The organism is Vreelandella neptunia (genome assembly GCF_000712975.1).
In the GTDB taxonomy this organism is placed as follows: domain Bacteria; phylum Pseudomonadota; class Gammaproteobacteria; order Pseudomonadales; family Halomonadaceae; genus Vreelandella; species Vreelandella qaidamensis.
Genome location: NZ_JHQL01000007.1, coordinates 53,614 through 72,234 on the forward strand (window position 1 = coordinate 53,614; position 18,621 = coordinate 72,234).

At 52.5% G+C, this 18,621-nt stretch carries 19 protein-coding genes; 10 read left to right on the forward strand and 9 right to left on the reverse strand.

The genetic code is table 11. The features are described from left to right. Window positions 1-36: 36 nt before the first annotated feature. Together CR46_RS0117090 and CR46_RS0117095 are read left to right on the forward strand one after the other, a co-directional pair. Entirely contained in the window at window positions 37-672 is a 636-nt protein-coding gene (locus CR46_RS0117090; protein WP_264431409.1) for a DUF1007 family protein, read from the forward strand. Between the two features lie 75 nt (window positions 673-747). Continuing rightward, window positions 748-1,734: a nickel/cobalt transporter gene (locus CR46_RS0117095; protein ID WP_030074734.1), complete on the forward strand. Its 987-nt coding sequence runs from the start codon at window positions 748-750 to the stop codon at window positions 1,732-1,734. Between the two features lie 15 nt (window positions 1,735-1,749). Here CR46_RS0117095 and CR46_RS0117100 read toward each other — a convergent pair whose 3' ends face one another. Next, window positions 1,750-2,169, reverse strand: a complete 420-nt coding sequence (locus CR46_RS0117100; protein WP_030074736.1) for an HIT family protein — start codon at window positions 2,167-2,169, stop codon at window positions 1,750-1,752. 190 nt (window positions 2,170-2,359) lie between these two features. Between CR46_RS0117100 and CR46_RS0117105 the strand changes: the two genes are divergently transcribed. Both CR46_RS0117105 and CR46_RS0117110 read left to right on the forward strand, forming a co-directional pair. After that, entirely contained in the window at window positions 2,360-2,491 is a 132-nt protein-coding gene (locus tag CR46_RS0117105; protein WP_030074738.1) for an entericidin A/B family lipoprotein, read from the forward strand. 106 nt (window positions 2,492-2,597) lie between these two features. After that, window positions 2,598-2,966, forward strand: a complete 369-nt coding sequence (locus CR46_RS0117110) for an I78 family peptidase inhibitor (RefSeq protein ID WP_030074740.1) — start codon at window positions 2,598-2,600, stop codon at window positions 2,964-2,966. Here CR46_RS0117110 and CR46_RS0117115 read toward each other — a convergent pair. Further along, window positions 2,963-3,568, reverse strand: a complete 606-nt coding sequence (locus CR46_RS0117115; RefSeq protein ID WP_030074741.1) for a LysE family translocator — start codon at window positions 3,566-3,568, stop codon at window positions 2,963-2,965. The genes CR46_RS0117110 and CR46_RS0117115 overlap by 4 nt on opposite strands. A gap of 95 nt (window positions 3,569-3,663) precedes the next feature. Between CR46_RS0117115 and CR46_RS0117120 the strand changes: the two genes are divergently transcribed. Further along, complete coding sequence (locus tag CR46_RS0117120) at window positions 3,664-5,058, forward strand: aminotransferase-like domain-containing protein (protein WP_030074743.1); 1,395 nt, start codon at window positions 3,664-3,666, stop codon at window positions 5,056-5,058. A 49-nt stretch (window positions 5,059-5,107) separates the two neighbouring features. Here the strand turns inward: CR46_RS0117120 and CR46_RS0117125 are convergent, their stop codons facing one another. The 7 genes from CR46_RS0117125 to CR46_RS0117155 all read right to left on the reverse strand — a co-directional run bounded on the left by CR46_RS0117125 (window position 5,108) and on the right by CR46_RS0117155 (window position 12,320). After that, a complete protein-coding gene (locus CR46_RS0117125) occupies window positions 5,108-6,112 on the reverse strand; it encodes a hypothetical protein (protein WP_030074745.1) in 1,005 nt (334 codons plus the stop codon). 32 nt (window positions 6,113-6,144) lie between these two features. Next, a complete protein-coding gene (locus CR46_RS0117130; RefSeq protein WP_030074747.1) occupies window positions 6,145-6,669 on the reverse strand; it encodes an acyl-CoA thioesterase in 525 nt (174 codons plus the stop codon). Between the two features lie 101 nt (window positions 6,670-6,770). Beyond that, window positions 6,771-8,081, reverse strand: coding sequence for a short-chain fatty acid transporter (locus CR46_RS0117135; RefSeq protein ID WP_030074748.1), 1,311 nt, complete (start codon window positions 8,079-8,081; stop codon window positions 6,771-6,773). A gap of 230 nt (window positions 8,082-8,311) precedes the next feature. Then, window positions 8,312-9,610, reverse strand: a complete 1,299-nt coding sequence (locus tag CR46_RS0117140; protein WP_030074750.1) for an MATE family efflux transporter — start codon at window positions 9,608-9,610, stop codon at window positions 8,312-8,314. Window positions 9,611-9,621: 11 nt separating this feature from the next. Continuing rightward, window positions 9,622-9,870, reverse strand: a complete 249-nt coding sequence (locus CR46_RS0117145; RefSeq protein ID WP_030074752.1) for a YfhL family 4Fe-4S dicluster ferredoxin — start codon at window positions 9,868-9,870, stop codon at window positions 9,622-9,624. A gap of 72 nt (window positions 9,871-9,942) precedes the next feature. Further along, the gene (gene coaD, locus CR46_RS0117150) at window positions 9,943-10,437 is read right to left on the reverse strand and encodes a pantetheine-phosphate adenylyltransferase (RefSeq protein ID WP_030074754.1); all 495 of its coding nucleotides are present in this window, start codon (window positions 10,435-10,437) and stop codon (window positions 9,943-9,945) included. Then, window positions 10,434-12,320 carry a beta-ketoacyl synthase gene (locus CR46_RS0117155; protein ID WP_035537023.1) on the reverse strand — a complete coding sequence of 629 codons (1,887 nt, stop codon included), beginning with the start codon at window positions 12,318-12,320 and terminating at the stop codon, window positions 10,434-10,436. Before CR46_RS0117155 ends, coaD begins: the two co-directional genes overlap by 4 nt. 209 nt (window positions 12,321-12,529) lie before the next feature. Between CR46_RS0117155 and trmB the strand changes: the two genes are divergently transcribed. The 5 genes from trmB to glnE all read left to right on the forward strand — a co-directional run bounded on the left by trmB (window position 12,530) and on the right by glnE (window position 18,529). Beyond that, a complete protein-coding gene (gene trmB, locus CR46_RS0117160) occupies window positions 12,530-13,195 on the forward strand; it encodes a tRNA (guanine(46)-N(7))-methyltransferase TrmB (protein WP_030074758.1) in 666 nt (221 codons plus the stop codon). Beyond that, window positions 13,192-13,521 carry a DMT family transporter gene (locus CR46_RS0117165; protein WP_030074760.1) on the forward strand — a complete coding sequence of 110 codons (330 nt, stop codon included), beginning with the start codon at window positions 13,192-13,194 and terminating at the stop codon, window positions 13,519-13,521. The genes trmB and CR46_RS0117165 overlap by 4 nt, the downstream gene beginning before the upstream one ends. A gap of 41 nt (window positions 13,522-13,562) precedes the next feature. After that, on the forward strand, window positions 13,563-15,056 hold the full coding sequence (gene dacB / locus CR46_RS0117170; RefSeq protein ID WP_051690215.1) for a D-alanyl-D-alanine carboxypeptidase/D-alanyl-D-alanine endopeptidase: 1,494 nt from the start codon (window positions 13,563-13,565) through the stop codon (window positions 15,054-15,056). Window positions 15,057-15,084: 28 nt separating this feature from the next. Next, on the forward strand, window positions 15,085-15,456 hold the full coding sequence (locus tag CR46_RS0117175) for a diacylglycerol kinase (RefSeq protein WP_030074764.1): 372 nt from the start codon (window positions 15,085-15,087) through the stop codon (window positions 15,454-15,456). Window positions 15,457-15,529: 73 nt separating this feature from the next. Next, window positions 15,530-18,529 (forward strand): bifunctional [glutamate--ammonia ligase]-adenylyl-L-tyrosine phosphorylase/[glutamate--ammonia-ligase] adenylyltransferase, encoded by a 3,000-nt coding sequence (glnE, locus tag CR46_RS0117180; RefSeq protein WP_030074766.1) that lies wholly within the window; start codon window positions 15,530-15,532, stop codon window positions 18,527-18,529. Window positions 18,530-18,621: the final 92 nt, after the last annotated feature.

Here is an 18,621-nt window from a genome sequence, read left to right on the forward strand (position 1 = left end):
GGAAATTTGCTGAATAAACTCCGCGGTTACTGGGTAGTGTTGGCAGTAGGTGTTAGCGGCGCGTTAAGCAGCAGTCCGGTGATGGCTCACCCCCATGGCTGGGTCGATCTCAGTGTGCGGGTGATAACAAACAATGAGGGGATTGCAACAGGGCTTCATCAAACGTGGCGAATGGACCCTTTTTACAGTTTGGTGGTGTTCGAAGAGTTACAGCAGGTTCAAGGCAGCAATCTGCAAGAAGGCCTTGACCAGCTAGGCAGCGACATCCGCGACAACTTGTCGCAGCAGCACTACTTTACGGAGATTCGTGTAGATGGCGAACCACAAGCGCTGGGTGAGGTGTCTGAATACACGGCGTTGGAGCGTGATGGCCGCTTAACCTTTATGTTTATTCTGCCGTTAGCAACGCCTCAGCCATTGGCCGGACGAATGCTGGAGTATCAGGTCTTTGATCCAACCTACTATATCGAAGTGGTGCACGAAGAAGAGGAAGGGGCACCCTCTGAGCAGGCACTGATTCTTAATGGTGAACCTGACTGTCGTTTAAGCGTGTTACCTGCTGACCCTGATCCGGAACTGGTTATGCAAGCCGCGCTGTTAGATGTGGACGAAGAAGGTGAGCCAGGATTGGGCCGCCATTTTGCAGAAACGGGGCGGGTTGAATGCGACTAGCGGAAAACCTGAAAGGTCGTGTATAAAGTGTTACTTGACAGCAGTGTTACTTTATAACTTTTCAGTGGAGGGGCAATGCCTTTAACGCGGCAACAACTGCTATGGGGAGCGCTGACCGTGTTTGGGGCGCTGCTGTTGGTCGTCATCGTACAGGCTAATTTGCAGGGGGTTAGTCTTCAACTGCTGGCTTGGCAGCGAGATTTACACCGTACTCTGACACTTGCTATTACCGAGCTTTCCCGCACGCCTTCTGCCACTACGTGGCTGACGCTACTAGGGGTAAGTTTTGCTTATGGCGTTTTTCATGCTGCAGGGCCTGGGCATGGTAAAGCGGTATTAGCGACGTATTTAGCGTCTCACGGTGGTGCCACCCGGCGCGCCTTGGGGCTTTCCTTTGCGGCAGCCTTGCTACAAGGGATTACAGCGATTGCCATGGTGGCTGTACTCGTACATGGCCTTGGCTGGCTGACCCGTCAGGCAATGGGTAGCGTAGCGTGGGTGGAACAAGCCAGTTTTATGTTAGTAGCACTGTTAGGTGGCTGGTTATGCTGGCGCGCCATTAAACAATTGCGCCACGCTTATTCCGCACACGCTAGCCATGCTGCTGAACACAGTCATAGCCATGATCATTCCCACTGCTGCGGAGGCGCTCATCATATTGAACCTCAGCAAGCGCTCGACTGGCGCACCGCATTGATGACCGTCGGTGCGATCGGTATGAGACCCTGTACTGGGGCAGTGTTGATGTTGGGGGCTGCTAGCCTGCTGGGGCAGTTTTATGTGGGAGTCGCTTCGGTGTTAGCCATGTCGCTGGGTACCGGTATTACCGTTTCTGTGCTGGCGCTGGCAAGCATCTTAGCTCGCGGTTGGGCGGCTAAACGGTTACAGCAACAGAGCAGCCGACAGGTGGTTGAAAAAGCGGCTGGCTGGGCAGCGCTTACTGGCGGTGCGCTCATTGTTGCGCTAGGCATATCGCTTTCCATGGCTGGCGCTGCCCAGCCTGCTAGTGGCCCATTGCTCAGCGAGCCACCATCAAGGCAGGGACCATTGCTAGGGAATTAAGCAATGCTTTGTTTGTTAAAACTTCAACCCCTCAATCTGGGCAAGCAACTGCTCACGTCGGCTGCCTTGAAGGGCTAGCTCATAAGGCTCAGGGCTGCCGTTTCCCCATACCGGTGCAGGCCAGCTGGCATCATCTTTATAGCGCACTACCAAGTGAATATGCAGCTGGCTGACAACATTGCCTAAGGTGGCAATATTGAGCTTATCACCGTGAAAAGCCTCCTTCATCGCAGCTCCTAGCAGCGTGGCTTCCCGCCATAGCTGTGTCTGGTCCTCGTGGCTAAGTTCAAACACTTCGCTAATTGAATCGCGCTTAGGTACCAGAATTACCCAAGGGTAGCGTGCATCGTTCATTAACAGCGCACGACATAGAGGAAGGTCGGCAAGCGGCAATGTATCCGCTTCTAGTCGCGGATCAAGTTCAAACGTTTTCAATTAAGTACTCCTTTACATAATAAAAGCTAGCATAGCAGCTGCTCAGTTCCTCTGCCTCTTGCCAATAACGGCTAAGTCGGTACCGAAACAGGCAAAATTATTAAAATCTGTTACGCTGAAAGCACTCCCAGACGGTAAGGCTGCCGTCGGAGCTTCCCGATTGTTGAATACTTTGTTAAGGAGAACACAGATGAAAAAACTCATGGGTATTAGCTTTATTCTTTTAATGACGGCGGGCGCTCTAGCGGGCTGCAACACTATTTCAGGTGCAGGACAGGATGTTGAAGAGGGCGGTCAAGCGGTACAGGATGCGGCAAGTTAAGGCGATTTATTATTGGTACGTCTTGGCGTGAATGAACGGGTTAGGCATAGTTGTCTAACCCGTTTTGCATTGTGGGTAGTTATTAGCCAAACAAGGAAGAATCATCATGAATCACCCATTACGCTACGCTAAGAAAAAATTGGGTAGCCTTACGGTATTACTCGCATCGGTATTACCAGTCTCGGTCTTGTTGGTGGCATGTGCTGGTTCTCCCGAGAATGTCCCTGCCCCAAAGCCACCTACTGTAGGCCAGCCTTCTGCTGAGATGAACACTAGGTGCGATGCTGAAGCAGTTCAGTACGCTATTGGCGCTCCTTTTGATGAAGCCAATGTACCCACTCTACAAAATGAGAGCGGCGCTCAGCAGGTACGAGTACTCAGGCCTAACAGTGCCGCTACCTTAGACTACCGAGAAGATCGCTTAAATATTCTGCTTGAAAGTAACGACATGATTGAAGCGTTGCGCTGCGGCTAGCGTAAGATCAGTACAACACAGGCGGCCGTTAATAACCCCATGGTGATATTAAACAGCCGCCAAGCTTTATCACTTTTTATCCACTGCCCAATAGCGCTGCCAAACGCTGCCCATAAAGCAATACACGGCAGCGCGACCAATTCTGCAAAACCAGCTAACACTAGCGCATTTACTACTGGCTGCCCGTTTTCGGGGAGAAATCCTGCCATCAACGCCAGCCCCATTACCCAAGCTTTAGGATTAGCGAATTGAAACATTGCGGCTTGCAAAAAAGTTAGCGGCACGCCGTGTTGAGTTCCTTTGAGATTCGGCGGCGGTGCAGTGGCTATCTTCCAAGCTAAATACAGCAGATAGGCGCTACCCACCCAGCGGAGTGTTATTTGCACCATAGGAAAGCGTTCAAACAAGACGCCAAGCCCCAGCGCGATACCGGAAAACAGCAGAAAACAGCCGCCTAAAATGCCCCACATATGAGGCATAGTTCTGCGAAAACCAAAATTCGCCCCAGAGGCGGTCAGCATAATATTGTTTGGCCCAGGGGTAAGCGTCATCGACATCATATAAAGCGCAGCCGGGCCAAGCAGTAGCCATTCGTTGTTCATTTTGTATCCATACAATTTTGTGGTTTAGATTGTTTTTTGATCGCTTTTGTAAGCATAATGGCGGGTAAATCTACGTCAAAGGTTTTATTGTCACCATGACAATTTGGGTGCCTTCACTTGAGTGTTTTTCTGGGCCACGCTATCGCGCTATTGCCCAGTCCATTGGCGCAGCCATCTCGGCCGGCGAGCTTGCCCCAGGCGAACGCTTGCCACCTCAGCGGCGCTTAGCGGATGCATTGGGGGTGACCGTAGGCACCGTTACCCGGGGGTATGCTGAGGCAGAGCACCATGGCTGGGTAACCGCTCGAGTAGGCAGTGGAACCTTCGTCAAGCAACCTGCGCCAAAAACCGTTTTTGACATGGCATGGCGGACGGGTGATGACAGTGATGTCATCGATTTAAGCTTAAGTTTGCCGCCGCCTCACCCACTTCGTTTGCAGGCGTTCAGTGCTGCTTTAAAGGCAATGAGCGAATCGCCTTCTGCAGTAACGCGAGGAGTCTCCTATCTTGATGCGAGGGGAGCCGAAGGTCACCGCGAGAGGTTGGCAGAATGGCTAGCGCAGTTAGGTATGTCGCTGAACGCAGATGAACTGCTGATTACTCAGGGAGGGCAGCATGGCATTAGTCTTGTGCTTAGCACGTTGCTGCGCCCTGGTGAACTGATAGCGACCGATGCCTTGACCTATCCAGGCGCAATTAGCGCTGCCCAGCAAGCACACCTAAAAATGGTGGGCATTGCCTTTGATGAATCGGGAATGTGTATGGAGGCGCTGGAGGCTCAGTGCGCCTGCCAGGCACCCAGGTTAATCTATGTGACACCTGATCAGAATAATCCTACCGGCGCTTGTCTTAGCGAGGCTCGGCGAGAGCAATTAGTGGCGCTTGCCAGACGTTATGACAGTTGGCTACTGGAAGATGGTGTGCAGTATTTGCCTGCTGAGCAGCGCGGCACACCGCTGTATCAGTTAGCGCCAGAGCGAACGCTGTTTGTCTTCAGTACCGCAAAGGTACTAGCGGGTGGGCTGCGTATTGGTGTCTTGCGGACGCCTAATAAACTGCTTGAACGCCTTGCCGCCGGATTAAGGGCACAAAGTTGGATGGTGCCGCCACTGATGGTTGATATTGCCTGTTATTGGATCGCTCAGCCCGAGGCTGCTTCACTGCTTACGTGGCAAACCGAGGAGCTAGCCGCGCGACAGCAAATAGTGACAGAGATATTTTTCGGTTACACGCTGGGCCGAAGTCATAACGGCAGCAATGTCTGGCTTACGTTGCCGGAGGGAAGTCGTGCCATTGAGCTGTGTGAACGCTTGCAGCTGCAAGGCGTTAAAGTTTCAAGTGCGGAGCCTTTTTGTGTGGGAAGTACGCCAGCGCCCCAGGCAATTAGGATTTGCATTGGGGCTGCTGCAGACAGGCAGACATTAACCCAGGCACTGAATGTTATTAAGCAGTGCTTGGCTCAGCCGCCGTTGGCAACTATTACCGTATAACAGGGCTATTAATAGCCCTGTTGTTGATAAACAAGCTACTCATAACAAGCTATTTATAACGGTCTTTCCATCCTTGGTGGCGTACCTGCTCTTTGAGCATTTCGAGAATGTCGTAAAGCACTTGTTCGGTGACATGCGCGCTTGTTTCATCCACGGTTAGCCAACTGTTGAAGCCCGTTTCAGCCGTACGCTCAACCAGTTGGCGAAACTCAGCTGAGTGAATGCCCTGGGCGAGTTCATCCACTAGCCGCTGAGCAACCCCACTAAGAGAGGCCTGCATAGCGTTTGAGGCTGTGTTTCCCATGGGGAGGCGGTGTAGTTTTTGAATTTCTGGGCTTTCCCGTAGTGTTCGGCTAACTAAGTCATCAATCGCCGCCATGATAGTGGTACGGTTTTGTTGATAGGCTTGCCCCACCGTTGTTTCTAATCGCTGAGCAATTTCATGAATTAGCTGGGCCTTGCGAGGGAGGATAACGCGATCAATGACCCGCTCTGTTAGTGAATCGCTAGCCACAATTTGCTCTTGTACATTACCTAGTAAGCGCAGTGCAATGCGGTCGGAAAGCTCTTCTAGCAGGATATCGTAATACTTGGCAAAAAAGCGGTAGCTGTCCCAACTTGTTACATCAATTAAGCGCAGTCGATGCAGCCGATTTAATAGCGATACCACGCGCAGCACGCGCAATAAGCGGAACCCGCTGAGTGGAATGCAGCCCAGTACGTCATACCAGTGGACAAAGGGGTAGAAAAACCAGCGGTGATAACGGCGTTCGGCAATCGCTACCGCCCATCCCAGCAGTACATCCGCTATAAAGATACCGACAAAAAATAAATCAATAGTAATAAAGCGGCTGTGAACTACTGAGTCGTAAAACGCGTGGAAACTGGGCGTAAGGCTGGCAATAGCATCGTTAATTGGCCCAATCAGAAACAGCGAGTCAAACAGTAGCAGGCTAAGGTTGATAATAACCGCAGCGAGAATAAAAAAATCCCAACCGATATGCGCATACTCAACGGTTTTAGGTAGGTGTGGGTAGCGCTCCCTGACGGGCATGAGGGCTCCTTGCTCTGCGGTGTGTTTTAGCGTTAAGAGTGGTGTTGATGGTGGTGTTGATGGGTAAGCAACTCTTCTTGCTCTGCTTGCTTACGTAGTTTTTTACGCAGTGCTGCTTTTTCAAATCGTAGTTTCTGTAGCGAGGTTTTAAGGGCGAGTGGTGGCACTAGCGCGGGCTTGCCATTTGAATCTACCGCCACCATGGTGAGATAGCAGCTATTGGTGTGACGAATCAGCTTTTCACGAATATCTTCGGCCACTACCTTAACCCCGATCTCCATAGAAGAGCGCCCTACGTGGTTAACGCTAGCTAAGAAAGTCACCAATTCGCCGACATGAATAGGCTGTTTAAACAACACCTGATCGACGGAAAGCGTGACAACATAGTGACCCGAATAGCGGCTTGCGCAAGCGTAGGCCACCTCATCGAGTTTTTTAAGAATAGCACCGCCGTGTACTTTGCCACTGAAATTGGCCATGTCGGGTGTCATTAACACGGTCATGGAGAGTTCATGCTGGCCGGGTAGGGCGCTATGTTCAACGTGGGTGTCTGACATACATAAAAACCTACATAGAGAAAAATGCCCGCCCCAAGGGGCGGGCGCTAAACAGACAGTTAGTGTTCTAAAACTATCGCGACGTTAGTGGCTATCACTTCTTAAAACCATACTAGGCCAACAGAAATGATAATGCCGGTGATAAACAGCTGAATGAGGCAGAAGCCCATGATGTCTTTCGCTTTCAGACCTGCGATAGCCAATACTGGCAGTGCCCAGAAAGGCTGTAATAAGTTAGTCCAGGCATCGCCCCAGGCGACTGCCATAGCCACACGAGAAATGTCAGCACCCAGCGCTTCTGCGGCAGGTAGCATAACAGGCGCTTGAACGGCCCATTGGCCTCCGCCGGAAGGTACGAACAGGTTTACGATGCCCGCGCTTAGAAATGACCAGAAAGGCAGTGAAGTCGCGGTGGCGAAAGAGACTAACCACTCCGACATGCTTTGGGCCAATCCCGACTGCACCATGATGGCCATAATGCCTGCGTAGAAGGGGAATTGAATGACAATACCTGCGCCGCCTTTAATAGCTTCATTTAAGCTATTGAGCAGGTTGCGTGGGGTACGATGCAGCACAATAGCCAAGAATAAGAACAGGAAATTGACGACGTTGAGGTTTAAACCACCGCTACGCAGTAGAAAGTGGTCAAGCAGGAACAGAAGCCCTGGTACGCCCACTAAAAGGGCTAGCGGCATGCTATTCTCGAGCTTTTCCGCTGGGCGGGTAATACGGCCCTGAACTTCAGGTTCATCGTCTAGCAGTTTGGCATCTACATACACGCTGTCTTTTTCATCTGGCAGCATCAAGCGGTTAACCAGCGGTACGGCGATAAACAGACAAATCACAATTGCTAAGTTAAAGAAGGCAAAAATAGTCGAGCCGGTACCAATAACGCCTATTTGGTCAGCGGAGAAGTGGCCTTCCGTTGCAATGGTTAGCGGAATTGAACCCGCAAGGCCACCATGCCATACAACGAAACCAGAGTAAGCGCTGGCAACTAGAAGACGGTAGTCGACCCGTATCAAACGGGCGAGTTCCTTGGCAAATAGTGCCCCAACAACCAGCCCAAATCCCCAGTTAATCCAACTGGCAGCAAGCGAAACGAGCGTTACTAAAATAATCGCGCCACCAGGGCTTTTCGCGGTGCTAGCGATTTTCTGCAGAATGCGTTTTACCGGTGGCGAGCTTGCCAGCATAAAGCCAGTGACGAGCACCAGTAACATCTGCATGGAGAAGGTAAGTAGTCCCCAGAAACCATCACCCCACATACGCAGTACGGCCAACGGCGTTTGGCGCTCAACGGCGATGGCAGCAATGGAGGCAATTAACGTAAGGAGCAGAACAAAGATATAGGGATCTGGCAAGTAGCGCTCAACCAGCTTAACGGCTGGTTTTGATATGAGTTTTAGCATGAGTGCTCTCTTTATTCGTTATTAGGAAGTGCGTGGCTAATATACGGCGGTACAGCGATTTTTTCATCCATTGTCAGGTGCTTGCTCTGGTACTTATGCCGATGCTTATTTAGGCGCTTGCTTAGATACACACTATTACGGTAGCCCAGTTGGCAACTACTAAGCGTGATGGGCTTCAACGGTGGAACGGAGCCATGCGATTAGCGTTGTAGGTTTCACGATAGGAAGCTTTAATTTTGAGGGCACCAATGGCGTTGGCGATAGTGGTAATAGTAGGCAATCAGTACCGCTGAGCGTGTGAGCATAAAGAGCGAAAAGGCTAGCCACAAACCATGGTTGCCAAGCCCTTGAAAAAGCCACCAAGCAGGTAAGTAAACTGCTAAACCGGTAAAAATGCTGTTGCGCATTTCGCGCACGGCGGTAGTGCCAATAAAGACGCCGTCGAGTAAATAGCTCCATACGGCAATCAATGGCATCACTATCATCCACGGCAGGTAGCTCGCGGCGGTAGCACGAACTTCTGCTAGCCCTGTCAGCAGGGCGACTAAGTAATTTCCGCCTAATGCGAAGGCAAGGGTGGCTGCCGTGGCTGTCCATAACGAGAAACGCGCAGCCGCTCGAACGGTTGCGGCAAATTCACCCCAGTCTCGGCGCCCATAGGCGCGCCCCACCAGCGATTCCGCCGCGTGGGCGAAGCCATCGAGTGCATAGCTAGTCAGCATAATAAATTGCAACAGCACGGCATTAGCGGCTAATACAGTGTCGCCCTGGCGCGCTCCTTGAGCGGTAAAAAAGGCCATGGCAAACAGCAGCCCTAAGGTGCGCACAAACAAATTGGCGTTAACACTAAATAGCGCTGAATAGGCTGATAGCACCAAAAGACGCTGCCGTTGAAAGCAGCCTTCCAGATGGCCAAGCTGGCGTAGGACTAAATAGCCACCAAAGGTGAGCGCGCTATAGTCGGCAATTACGCTGGCCAGGGCAACGCCGCCGCTGGTCATTCCTAGCCCCACCACAAACCAAAGATCGAGCACGATATTGACGCTGTTGGTCAGCACTAAAATCATTAGCGTGACGCGGGCATTCTGTTGGCCCAAAAACCAACCGAGGATGGCGTAGTTCGCAAGCACTGCCGGGGCTGACCAAAGCCGTATTTCAGCATACTCACGTGCCAGTGGCGTCGCCGCTTCGCTGCCATCTAACAGCCATAGGCCGAGCGAAATCAGCGGCGAGCCAAAGATAATCAGCAGTGCGCCAATAACGAACGCCATAATGAGTGACTGACCTAGCAAGTTGCGCACATCGCTATGCGCTTCGCGCCCAATTGCCTGGGCCACTAGGCCGGTGGTGCCCATGCGTAGAAAACCAAATCCCCAGTAGAGGAAGCTAAATAGCGTTGCACCGAGGGTCACGGCAGCCAAATAGCGAGAGTCGGGCAGATGCCCGACGACCGCCGTATCAACCAGGCCCAATAAGGGAACGGTTATATTCGAAAGAATAATGGGCCAAGCAAGGGTCCAAATACGCACGTCTTAGGGCTCTAGGCCGCAGTAATAATGCGGTATTTCTCCATGAGCTTCTCGTGGCTTTCGGGACGCTCTGGGTCGAGGGGAATACAGTCCACTGGACACACTTGTTGGCACTGTGGCTCATCAAAGTGCCCTACACATTCTGTGCATAAATTGGGATCAATAACGTAAATCTCATCACCAGGAGAGATGGCGTCATTGGGGCATTCAGGTTCGCAGACGTCGCAGTTAATGCATTCGTCGGTGATCATTAGGGCCATGGGCATACCTCACGAATGGCTTAACGCCCAGGTAGTGATATACCTGAGCGTTTTACTCAACATTATCGATAGCTAGATAGTGTAGTGCTTACGCAGTGCCTCTGCGACCTGCGGATGAACAAGCGGTGAAATATCGCCGCCCAGCTTGGCGATTTCACGCACAATAGTGGACGAAATATAGGAGTTTTCCACCGCTGGGGTGAGAAATACGCTCTCAAGTTCAGGGTTTTGCGCACGATTCATATTGGCTAGCTGTAGTTCGTATTCGAAATCCGAGACAGCCCGTAGGCCACGTAGAATAATGGTGGCTCCCTGTTCATGCATCATGGTAGTCAACAGTGTTGAAAAGCCGATGACCTCTACGTTAGGTAGCGAAGCACACACTGTTTTGGCCAGCGCGATGCGAGTTTCTAGCTCAAGGCTAGGCCGCTTGCCGGGGCTGGCTGCGACCGCAATAACTACCTTATCGAACATCCGCGCACCGCGCTCAATAAGGTCAAAGTGGCCGTTGGTGATAGGGTCAAAAGTGCCAGGGTAAACAGCAATGTTTACACGTTGATCGCTCATTTTGGTGTCTCCTGTTCGTCAAGCTGACCGAAAGGGTTGTCCGCCGTGAGCGAAACGGCGTGTTCATAACCTGGAATATGAATACGGTCGGCATGAATCTCAAGCTCTGGGCCTTCGAGTACCGCTTCACCGAACTGATAGCGAGGCGCATAGTGCCCACGGTCAGCACTTTCTAAATAAGCCTCAGCATTTGCTCGAACAGCTTCCCGACGTGTTTTCCAAGCGTTGATAGCTGCACTACCATGACGTTTTATGAGCAAGCGCTCGGTGACCTGGGGAGAGAGCACTACGCCGGTGGCATTATTGCCGCCAAACCCTTTGGCATTAATAAAAGCGGCATCGGCGTCAAACGCCACTGGGGTGGTAGAAAAGCGAAGCCGCTTAGCGAACACATCATCCGCGACTGCATCCAAGGTGGGAATGCCGGGCAGCAGCCCATGGGCAAAGCTACCCAGTGCACTTACCAGTTGGTCGCCTGCTGCAGACCCTTGGGAGTGGCCGATAAATGCTTTAATGGCGACCACTGGCCAGTTCTCGATACCATTTGCGCGGGCAATTTCATCGAAAACATGGGATTCGGTAGTACGGTTTTTAGGGGTGCTGGTGCCATGGGCATGCAGGAATGTACGCTCTTTGAGCGCTTTTTCGCCCAGCATATCTTTTACTAAAGCGGCGGCTTTACCTAAGGTGATGTAGTTGCCAATGCCGGGGGCGGAAATAGAGCGCTTAAAACCGTCGGCGTTAACGAATACATCGGGCACCGCACCTAAAATATCCGCCCCTAATTCAAGCGCTAACGCATCGTCCATTAACAGCACGAACTGGCTCGCTTCCGCCATGGTGAAGCCACAGTTACGCGCGAATGGGCGACATGCGCGCTGGTAGTCGGCGTTGGTAAGCAGCTCTAAAGAATCCAGTGCTTTCAGACTGGCATCATCGGCCAATGCGCCCATGGCACGAAAGCCTTCGATGATTTCGGGGGTGATTGGCGCATCGGCGGTGCCTACCATAACGACCCGGCATCGTCCGGCACGGATGTCATCAATACCCAGGCGCAGATTATATAAAAAGCTGGCGCAGGCACCTAAGGCTGCACCAGTACTACCCACGCTGCCTAATACATAGGCATTGAGGAAGTCGGCAGGCATTTGCCCATAGCCTAGCGGCATTTGCTTAGAGGTAGCGCGCTGACCGCTAACCAAGCTCTTGAGCAACCCCCCCCATCCTTGCTCATCCAACTGGCCGATGGAGTTGCCCGCGTATACCGCAATATGGTCAGGGTCTAGCCGTTGGCGAATCGATTCCCAAGCGAGCCCGCTAGCACCTAGGCAGTCACTAGCAGCAAATATTGCCATAGACAGCCCGCGTGGATGATGCACGCTGCGGTAAAGGCTGGCGGGGTCGAAGCCACTGGGCAGTTGGGCAGCCGCACGCACCTTTGGTTCTAAGGCGTCAGGCAGTAGGGCACTAAAGTTTCCCGCAGGCACGGTGACAGCGACTTCCTTCGCATCAAGGTCCTCTACCTGCCATCCTTCAGGTAACTGTTCGGGAAGCTGGCGGCGGCGCAAGGTAAAGCGCATCGGCTCGGTTAGCGTCATTTCTGCCCGTCGGTTGGCTGGCAAGCCGGGAGCGAGAAAGCGCGGGTCTTCGTTGCGCCGAATCAATGTGTGATTAAGCACATGATCGCGCAGGGTTTGAGCGGCAGGGGCAATGGCCTGGCCAGCACTATCATGCCCGCCGTTATCGTAATGCTCGGCAAGGCGCATTAGCGCTGCCAAGCTTGCCAGTGTTTGGCGCTGTTGGTCAGCTGGAAGAGCATCAAGCACGGTGCGGCGGAAGGCCTGATGGCCCGAGGTTCTGCCGGCGGGATTGATGCCGCCCATGCCGACAATCACCGGTAAGTGTGACAAGCCGGGTTCCTCGTGGTGCGGTGGTTTTAGTAACAGTTATTGTCAGAGGCGTAGCAAAAAAGTGCTGCTCATCTGAGCTTAATAATACGCTTGGGCGTGATCATAGCACCGGGCATACAACGGCGTCATGCCGCGTGCGCGGTAGACTGGTAGAATCACGTTTTTTTTAAGCAGGGGATGGCATGCAGCATACATCACGACCCGTGGTTTCCAATCAGCCAGGCCCGCATCAAGATGTGGCACGCCGGGTGGCACGTGCCTTGGAAAACCCGCTGCGGAAGCCAATCGCTGCGCATACGCAACAAGCGTTTCAATACGCCCAAACGTGGTTAATAAATCAGCAAGCGCCGTTGATTTTAGACGCTGGTTGCGGCGTGGGTCTTTCGACCCGCCGCTTAGCAGAGAGGTTTCCAGCGCATGCGGTGATCGGCATCGACCGCAGCGAGGATCGGCTACGTCGAGATCATGGTGAGCTGCCTACTAACGCGCTGTTGGTGCGGGCTGACCTTGTCGATTTCTGGCGTCTAGCTGAACAAGCAAACTGGGCGCCCGAGCGCCACTATCTGCTTTACCCCAACCCTTACCCAAAAGCAGCGCATTTAAAAATGCGCTGGCATGGACATCCTGTTTTCCCCACACTGCTAGCCCTTGGTGGGCATTTAGAAGTGCGAACCAACTGGCAGTTATATGTGGAAGAGTTTGCTCTGGCGACCGCTCTGGTAACGGGTAAGCAGGCATTGATTGCCTCGTTGGCTCCTAACGGCAGCTATTTAACGCCATTTGAAGCAAAGTATGATCAAAGCGGGCAAGCGCTTTGGCAGTTGCAGATTGAATTGGAGCGGACATGACGTTTGTATATCTAGTGCTGGCTATTGTTGCCGAAGTTATCGCTACTAGTGCTCTCAAGTCTTCAATGGGGTTCACGCGACCGCTTCCAAGCGTCATGGTTGTTGTTGGTTACGGCGTAGCGTTTTATTTGTTGAGCCTCGTGTTACGGACCTTGCCTGTGGGTATTGCCTACGCCATTTGGGCAGGTTTGGGCATCGTATTGGTCACGCTGGTTGGTATTGTGGTTTTCGGCGAAAAACCTGATTTACCCGCCGTTATTGGCATTAGTTTGATCGTGGCTGGAGTAGTCGTACTTCAAGTCTTTTCAAAAATGAACGTGCATTGAGGAAGGTAAGCGTGACGTGCTCAGATATTAAGTGCTCGGATATGAAGTTTTCAGCGGTTAATCATTTGGTTAAATCATCCATATGCCGCTGGCGTCGGGCGTTAGTCATTGGTGTAGCCAGCACTGTATTGTGTGCAAGCCCAGCACTGTATGCCGACTTCAGCCGCCTTGGTCAGCTAGAAAGCAAAGGTTTCTCTATTAGCGCTGAAGCGCGCTTACTCGATGCGGATACCGGCAGTAATGCATTATTGGGTAGCCTAAACCCTGATCGTCAGCTGTCGCCAGCTTCGGTCACTAAAGCCTATCTGTCTGCTGCGGCACTCAATCGTTTTGGGCCCCAGCATCGCTTTACCAGCCAACTCGTCAGCACAGGCAACGTGGATAATGGCGTGTTGCGCGGCGACTTGGTATTCGAAGGTGGGGGGGATCCAGGACTGACTACTGAAGACCTTTGGCGGTTAGTTCAGCGCCTGCAGCTGGCCGGTGTGCGCGAAGTGGATGGCGCGTTGATTGTTAGTCAGTGGCGCTTTGGTCCTGTGGAGTGTATTACCACAGACCGTTGTAATGCACGTACCCGTGTCACCAACGCTTACAGTGCGCCGCTCACCTCGGCAGGTGTCAACTTTGGTAGCTGGTGCGCCAATATAGCCCCTGCGGCAGCAGCGGGAGAGCCTGCACGCGTGGGATTATGCGATAGTCAGGCGCCGCTAGTTGCGATTGATAACCAAGTTATCACGCGCCCGGCAAATAGCGGCACTGACATCAGTGCAGAGCGCATTACCGACGAGCGTGGTGATGTCCTGCGCCTCACTGGGCAGATTTCAACCAATGCTTCCGCCCGTGATGTTTACCGTGGCGCCGGCGATGCAGCAGAGAAAACGGCACAAGTATTGTTGAGCATGCTAAATCAGGCAGGTGTCAGCGTGCGTGACCCATGGCGGGTTAGTTCAACACAACCACCTAGCAGTGCGCAGCGTTTAGCGGCAGTGGATAGTAAACCGCTCCAGGAGCTGCTGCTGCGTACCATGAACTACTCTAATAATTATATGGCTGATGTGCTGGCGCTGAATCTGGTGGAAACACCCCAGGCGCAACTGCGCCAGGCAGGACAGGCGATAGAAGCCTATGCGCAGAGCTTGTCCGGCCACGGGCCGCTGACGTTACATAGCGGTAGTGGGTTGACGACGGATAACCGTACCTCCGCTCATGGTGTCAATGTGATGTTGGAGGACATGTTTCACCAAAGTGCCTTGTTCCCTAGCTTTGTTGCTTCCTTTCAATCGCCCGCCAATGGGGTTATGCGCTTTATTCGCCGTGGATCACCGACCTTCCAGAATAACGTCATGTTGAAAACAGGTACGCTCAATCAGCCGTTTGCTGTTCGTGCTGTCGCTGGCTATTTCCGTACTTCTCAGGGGCGTTGGGGCGTGTTTAGTGTGCTAGTTAACGGTAGCGGCAGTACCCCTTATCTTAGTTGGCCCGAGGTGTTAGATCCGCTGTCGCTGGATTTAGATGCGATGATATTGGCTAATTAATCTTAATTTTACCGCCGAGGCAACGGGCATGAAGCCAGGACATACGGGATTAACCCATTTACTGCACTCAACGCGCTATTCATGGAAAGGGCTAAAAGCCGCTTTCAGAAATGAAGCTGCGTTTCGACAAGAAGTGGTTATTGCAGCGGTATTGCTGCCGCTGGCTTGGTGGATTGGAGAAGGGCCTATTAGCTGGCTGCTGCTGGTTGGCAGCCTGTTTCTTGTGCTAATTGTGGAGCTGCTTAATAGTGCCATCGAGAATGTTGTTGACCGCATTGGCACCGAGCATCACGTACTTTCAGGGCGTGCTAAAGATATTGGCTCGGCGGCGGTTATGCTGTCGTTGATCATGGCAGGCTTAACCTGGGGGCTGTTAGGCTGGCAAAAACTGATGGGCTAATTTGCTGCCACGCAACTCATACAGTGGTTAGCTCCATTAACAAACATAATAGATGCTTGGCGGAGAGGTGGTTATGCAGTTAAACGACGCGTTTTTACCCCAGGATGAGTTGCCAATAGCGCTTAGGCCTTCTGCACAGCGTGCATGGCAGCGGTTAAGTGAAGCGCTTAGCCAAGCTGATAATATTGCCTCAATGACCAAGCAACCGTTGCCTTCTAGCAGTTGGGAGGCACTTTCCAACACGCGCCGTGAAGCGTTAGCGAAAGTCGTTTCTATCTCAAGCTTTGCCCTAGATACCTTAGCGCGCTTTCCCCACTGGCTAATTGATTTGGATGTGGCTGGTGAGCTGGATGCGACGGCAAGTAAAGAAATGCAAGCAAGCTGGTTGGATGATGCGCTGGAGAATGCCGATGAAGAAGAGGCTATGCATCGTGCTATCCGCCGTTTTCGTCGTGCCCGCATGCTTGGCATTGTATGGCGTGACCTGAATCGCCCTGACGGTTACACCATGTGGGACACCGCTCAGGCGGTCTCGTGGCTGGCGGAAATTTGTATTGAAGCTGCGCTAAGCTGGCTTGAGCGTTTTTATGCCCCTCGCTGGGGGGGGCCTACGACGCGCGCGGACGGCTCGGATCAGCGGCTTGTCGTACTAGGCATGGGTAAGCTCGGCGCGGGAGAGCTCAATCTCTCATCTGATATCGACCTGATCTTCGCCTTTCCTGAAAAAGGCGAGACCGAAGGGGGGCGTAAGCCTCTTGAACACCAGGAGTATTTCACCAAGCTTGGCCAGAAGCTGATTGCTGCTTTAGATGCCATGACGGCCGACGGTTTTGTCTTTCGAGTCGATATGCGCCTACGCCCACTGGGAGACGGTGGCCCACTGGTGGGCAGTTTTTCGATGCTTTCCAGTTACTATCAAGACCAGGGCCGTGAGTGGGAGCGCTATGCCATGCTCAAGGCTCGCCCCGTCGCAGGAGATATTGACGGGGGGCATGAGCTGCTCGCTAGTCTCAGACCGTTTGTTTACCGCCGCTACCTGGATTTTGGTGCAATTGAGTCGCTACGTGAACTCAAGGCGATGATCAATCGCGAGGTAAAGCGCAAGGGTATGCAAAGTAATATCAAGCTAGGCCCTGGTGGAATCCGAGAAGTTGAGTTTGTGGTACAGGCGTTTCAGTTGATTCGCGGTGGGCGCGATACCGAGCTTCAAGTGACGTCGCTTAAGACTGCCCTGAACCGGCTGCCCGAGCTGGGGCTATTACCCCAAACGGTCGTTGACGATCTGCTGCCGGATTATGAGTATCTTCGTGATGTGGAGCACGCTATTCAGGCGCTAGAAGACCGCCAAACCCAAACGCTCCCCGTTGATGATGAAGACCGTGAACGGGTCGCTTTTGCCTTGGGGCATGAAGACTGGCCTGGGCTCATCGCGCAGTTGGATGAAGTGCGCGAACGCGTCCGTCAGCACTTTGATGCAGTGATCGCGGATCCAGAAGAGGATAGCGATTCAGAAAGCAGCGACGACAACCTTGGCCTGTCGCAGTGGCGGTTACTGTGGCGCGGCGAGCTAGAGCAAGAAGAAGCGTTAGCATTGTTGACTGATGCCGGTTTTCTTGAACCTGCGAAAGCGCTTAAACGACTGCATGGTCTTTACCACTCCCGCCAGGTACAAAGTATGCAGCGTATTGGCTTTGAACGGCTGGATGCGCTTATGCCACTACTGCTGGTTGCGGTTGCGGAAAGTGACTTACCGGATAACGCGCTTAGCGGCGTTCAACCGTTGATCGAATCAGTGTTAAGGCGTACCGCCTACCTTGCACTGCTGCGTGAAAATCCCCAAGCGCTTGAACACCTAATGAAACTGTGCTCGTCCAGTCACTGGATTGCTGAACAGCTGGCGCGCTACCCCATCCTGCTTGATGAGCTACTAACGCCGGACACGCTCTACACCCCCGCTGACAAGTCACGTTTGGCAGACGAGCTACGCCAAACGTTGAGCCGCTTGCCAGAAGAAGATGATGAGGCGCAGCTGGAAGCACTTCGCGTGTTTAAGCATGCGCAGATGCTTCACGTTGCTGCCTCGGATATCGCCGGAACACGCCATTTGATGAAGGTGAGCGACTACTTAACGTATATCGCTGAAGTTATTTTGGATGCCGTGCTAGCGATGGCATGGAAACATGTCACGCGTAAACATGGTGTGCCAGAAGGTCTCAATACACAGGAGCCAGCGTTTCTGATTGTAGGGTATGGCAAGCTGGGGGGCATTGAGCTTGGTTATGGCTCTGATCTGGACTTGGTTTTTCTTCATGATAGTGATGGGAAGGGAGTCACCGATGGCGCTAGGCCTATTGATACGCCAGTCTTTTTTACGCGATTAGGCCAGCGCATTATTCATCTATTAACGGCCATAACTCCGGCGGGTAGTCTCTACGAAGTGGATATGCGCCTGCGCCCTTCGGGCAACGCAGGTTTGTTGGTTACCTCATTAGATGCCTTTGCAGAGTATCAGCGCCAAAACGCCTGGACCTGGGAACATCAGGCGTTAGTACGCGCTCGCGTCGTAGCAGGAAATACTAAGCTTGCGGAAAAATTTGATGCAATCCGTGGTGAAATGTTGTGTCGTGAGCGTGACCCACACGCTCTGAGAGACGATGTTGTTAACATGCGCCATAAAATGCGTGATCACCTTGGTTCAAAAGGGCAGGGTTCAAAAGGACAGAGCTCAAAAGGACAGCCAGATAATGCAGAAGGGGAAGTGTTTAGCCTGAAGCATGATGCGGGAGGCATGGTCGATATCGAATTTCTCTGCCAGTACGCAGTGTTATCACTCGCTCACGACACACCTGCATTAATAACGTATAGCGATAATATCCGCATTTTAGAAACTCTCGCGCAGAGTGGGCATCTCACCGAGTCAGAAGCGGAGCAGCTTCGGGAAGCGTATCTCGCTTATCGTAGCCATACCCATCGTGCGGCGTTAACTGGGGAAAAAACCATCGTTGATGCACAGGCATTCAAAGCCCATCGTGATGTGGTTATCGCACTTTGGCAGCGTTTTCTTGAACCTTGATTGGCGAGGTGAGTGTTTTTCAGTAGCATCGATAGGGAAGATAGCCTGATAACAATAAGGATGTACTCCCTATGCCAGCTACAGTTCGTCTT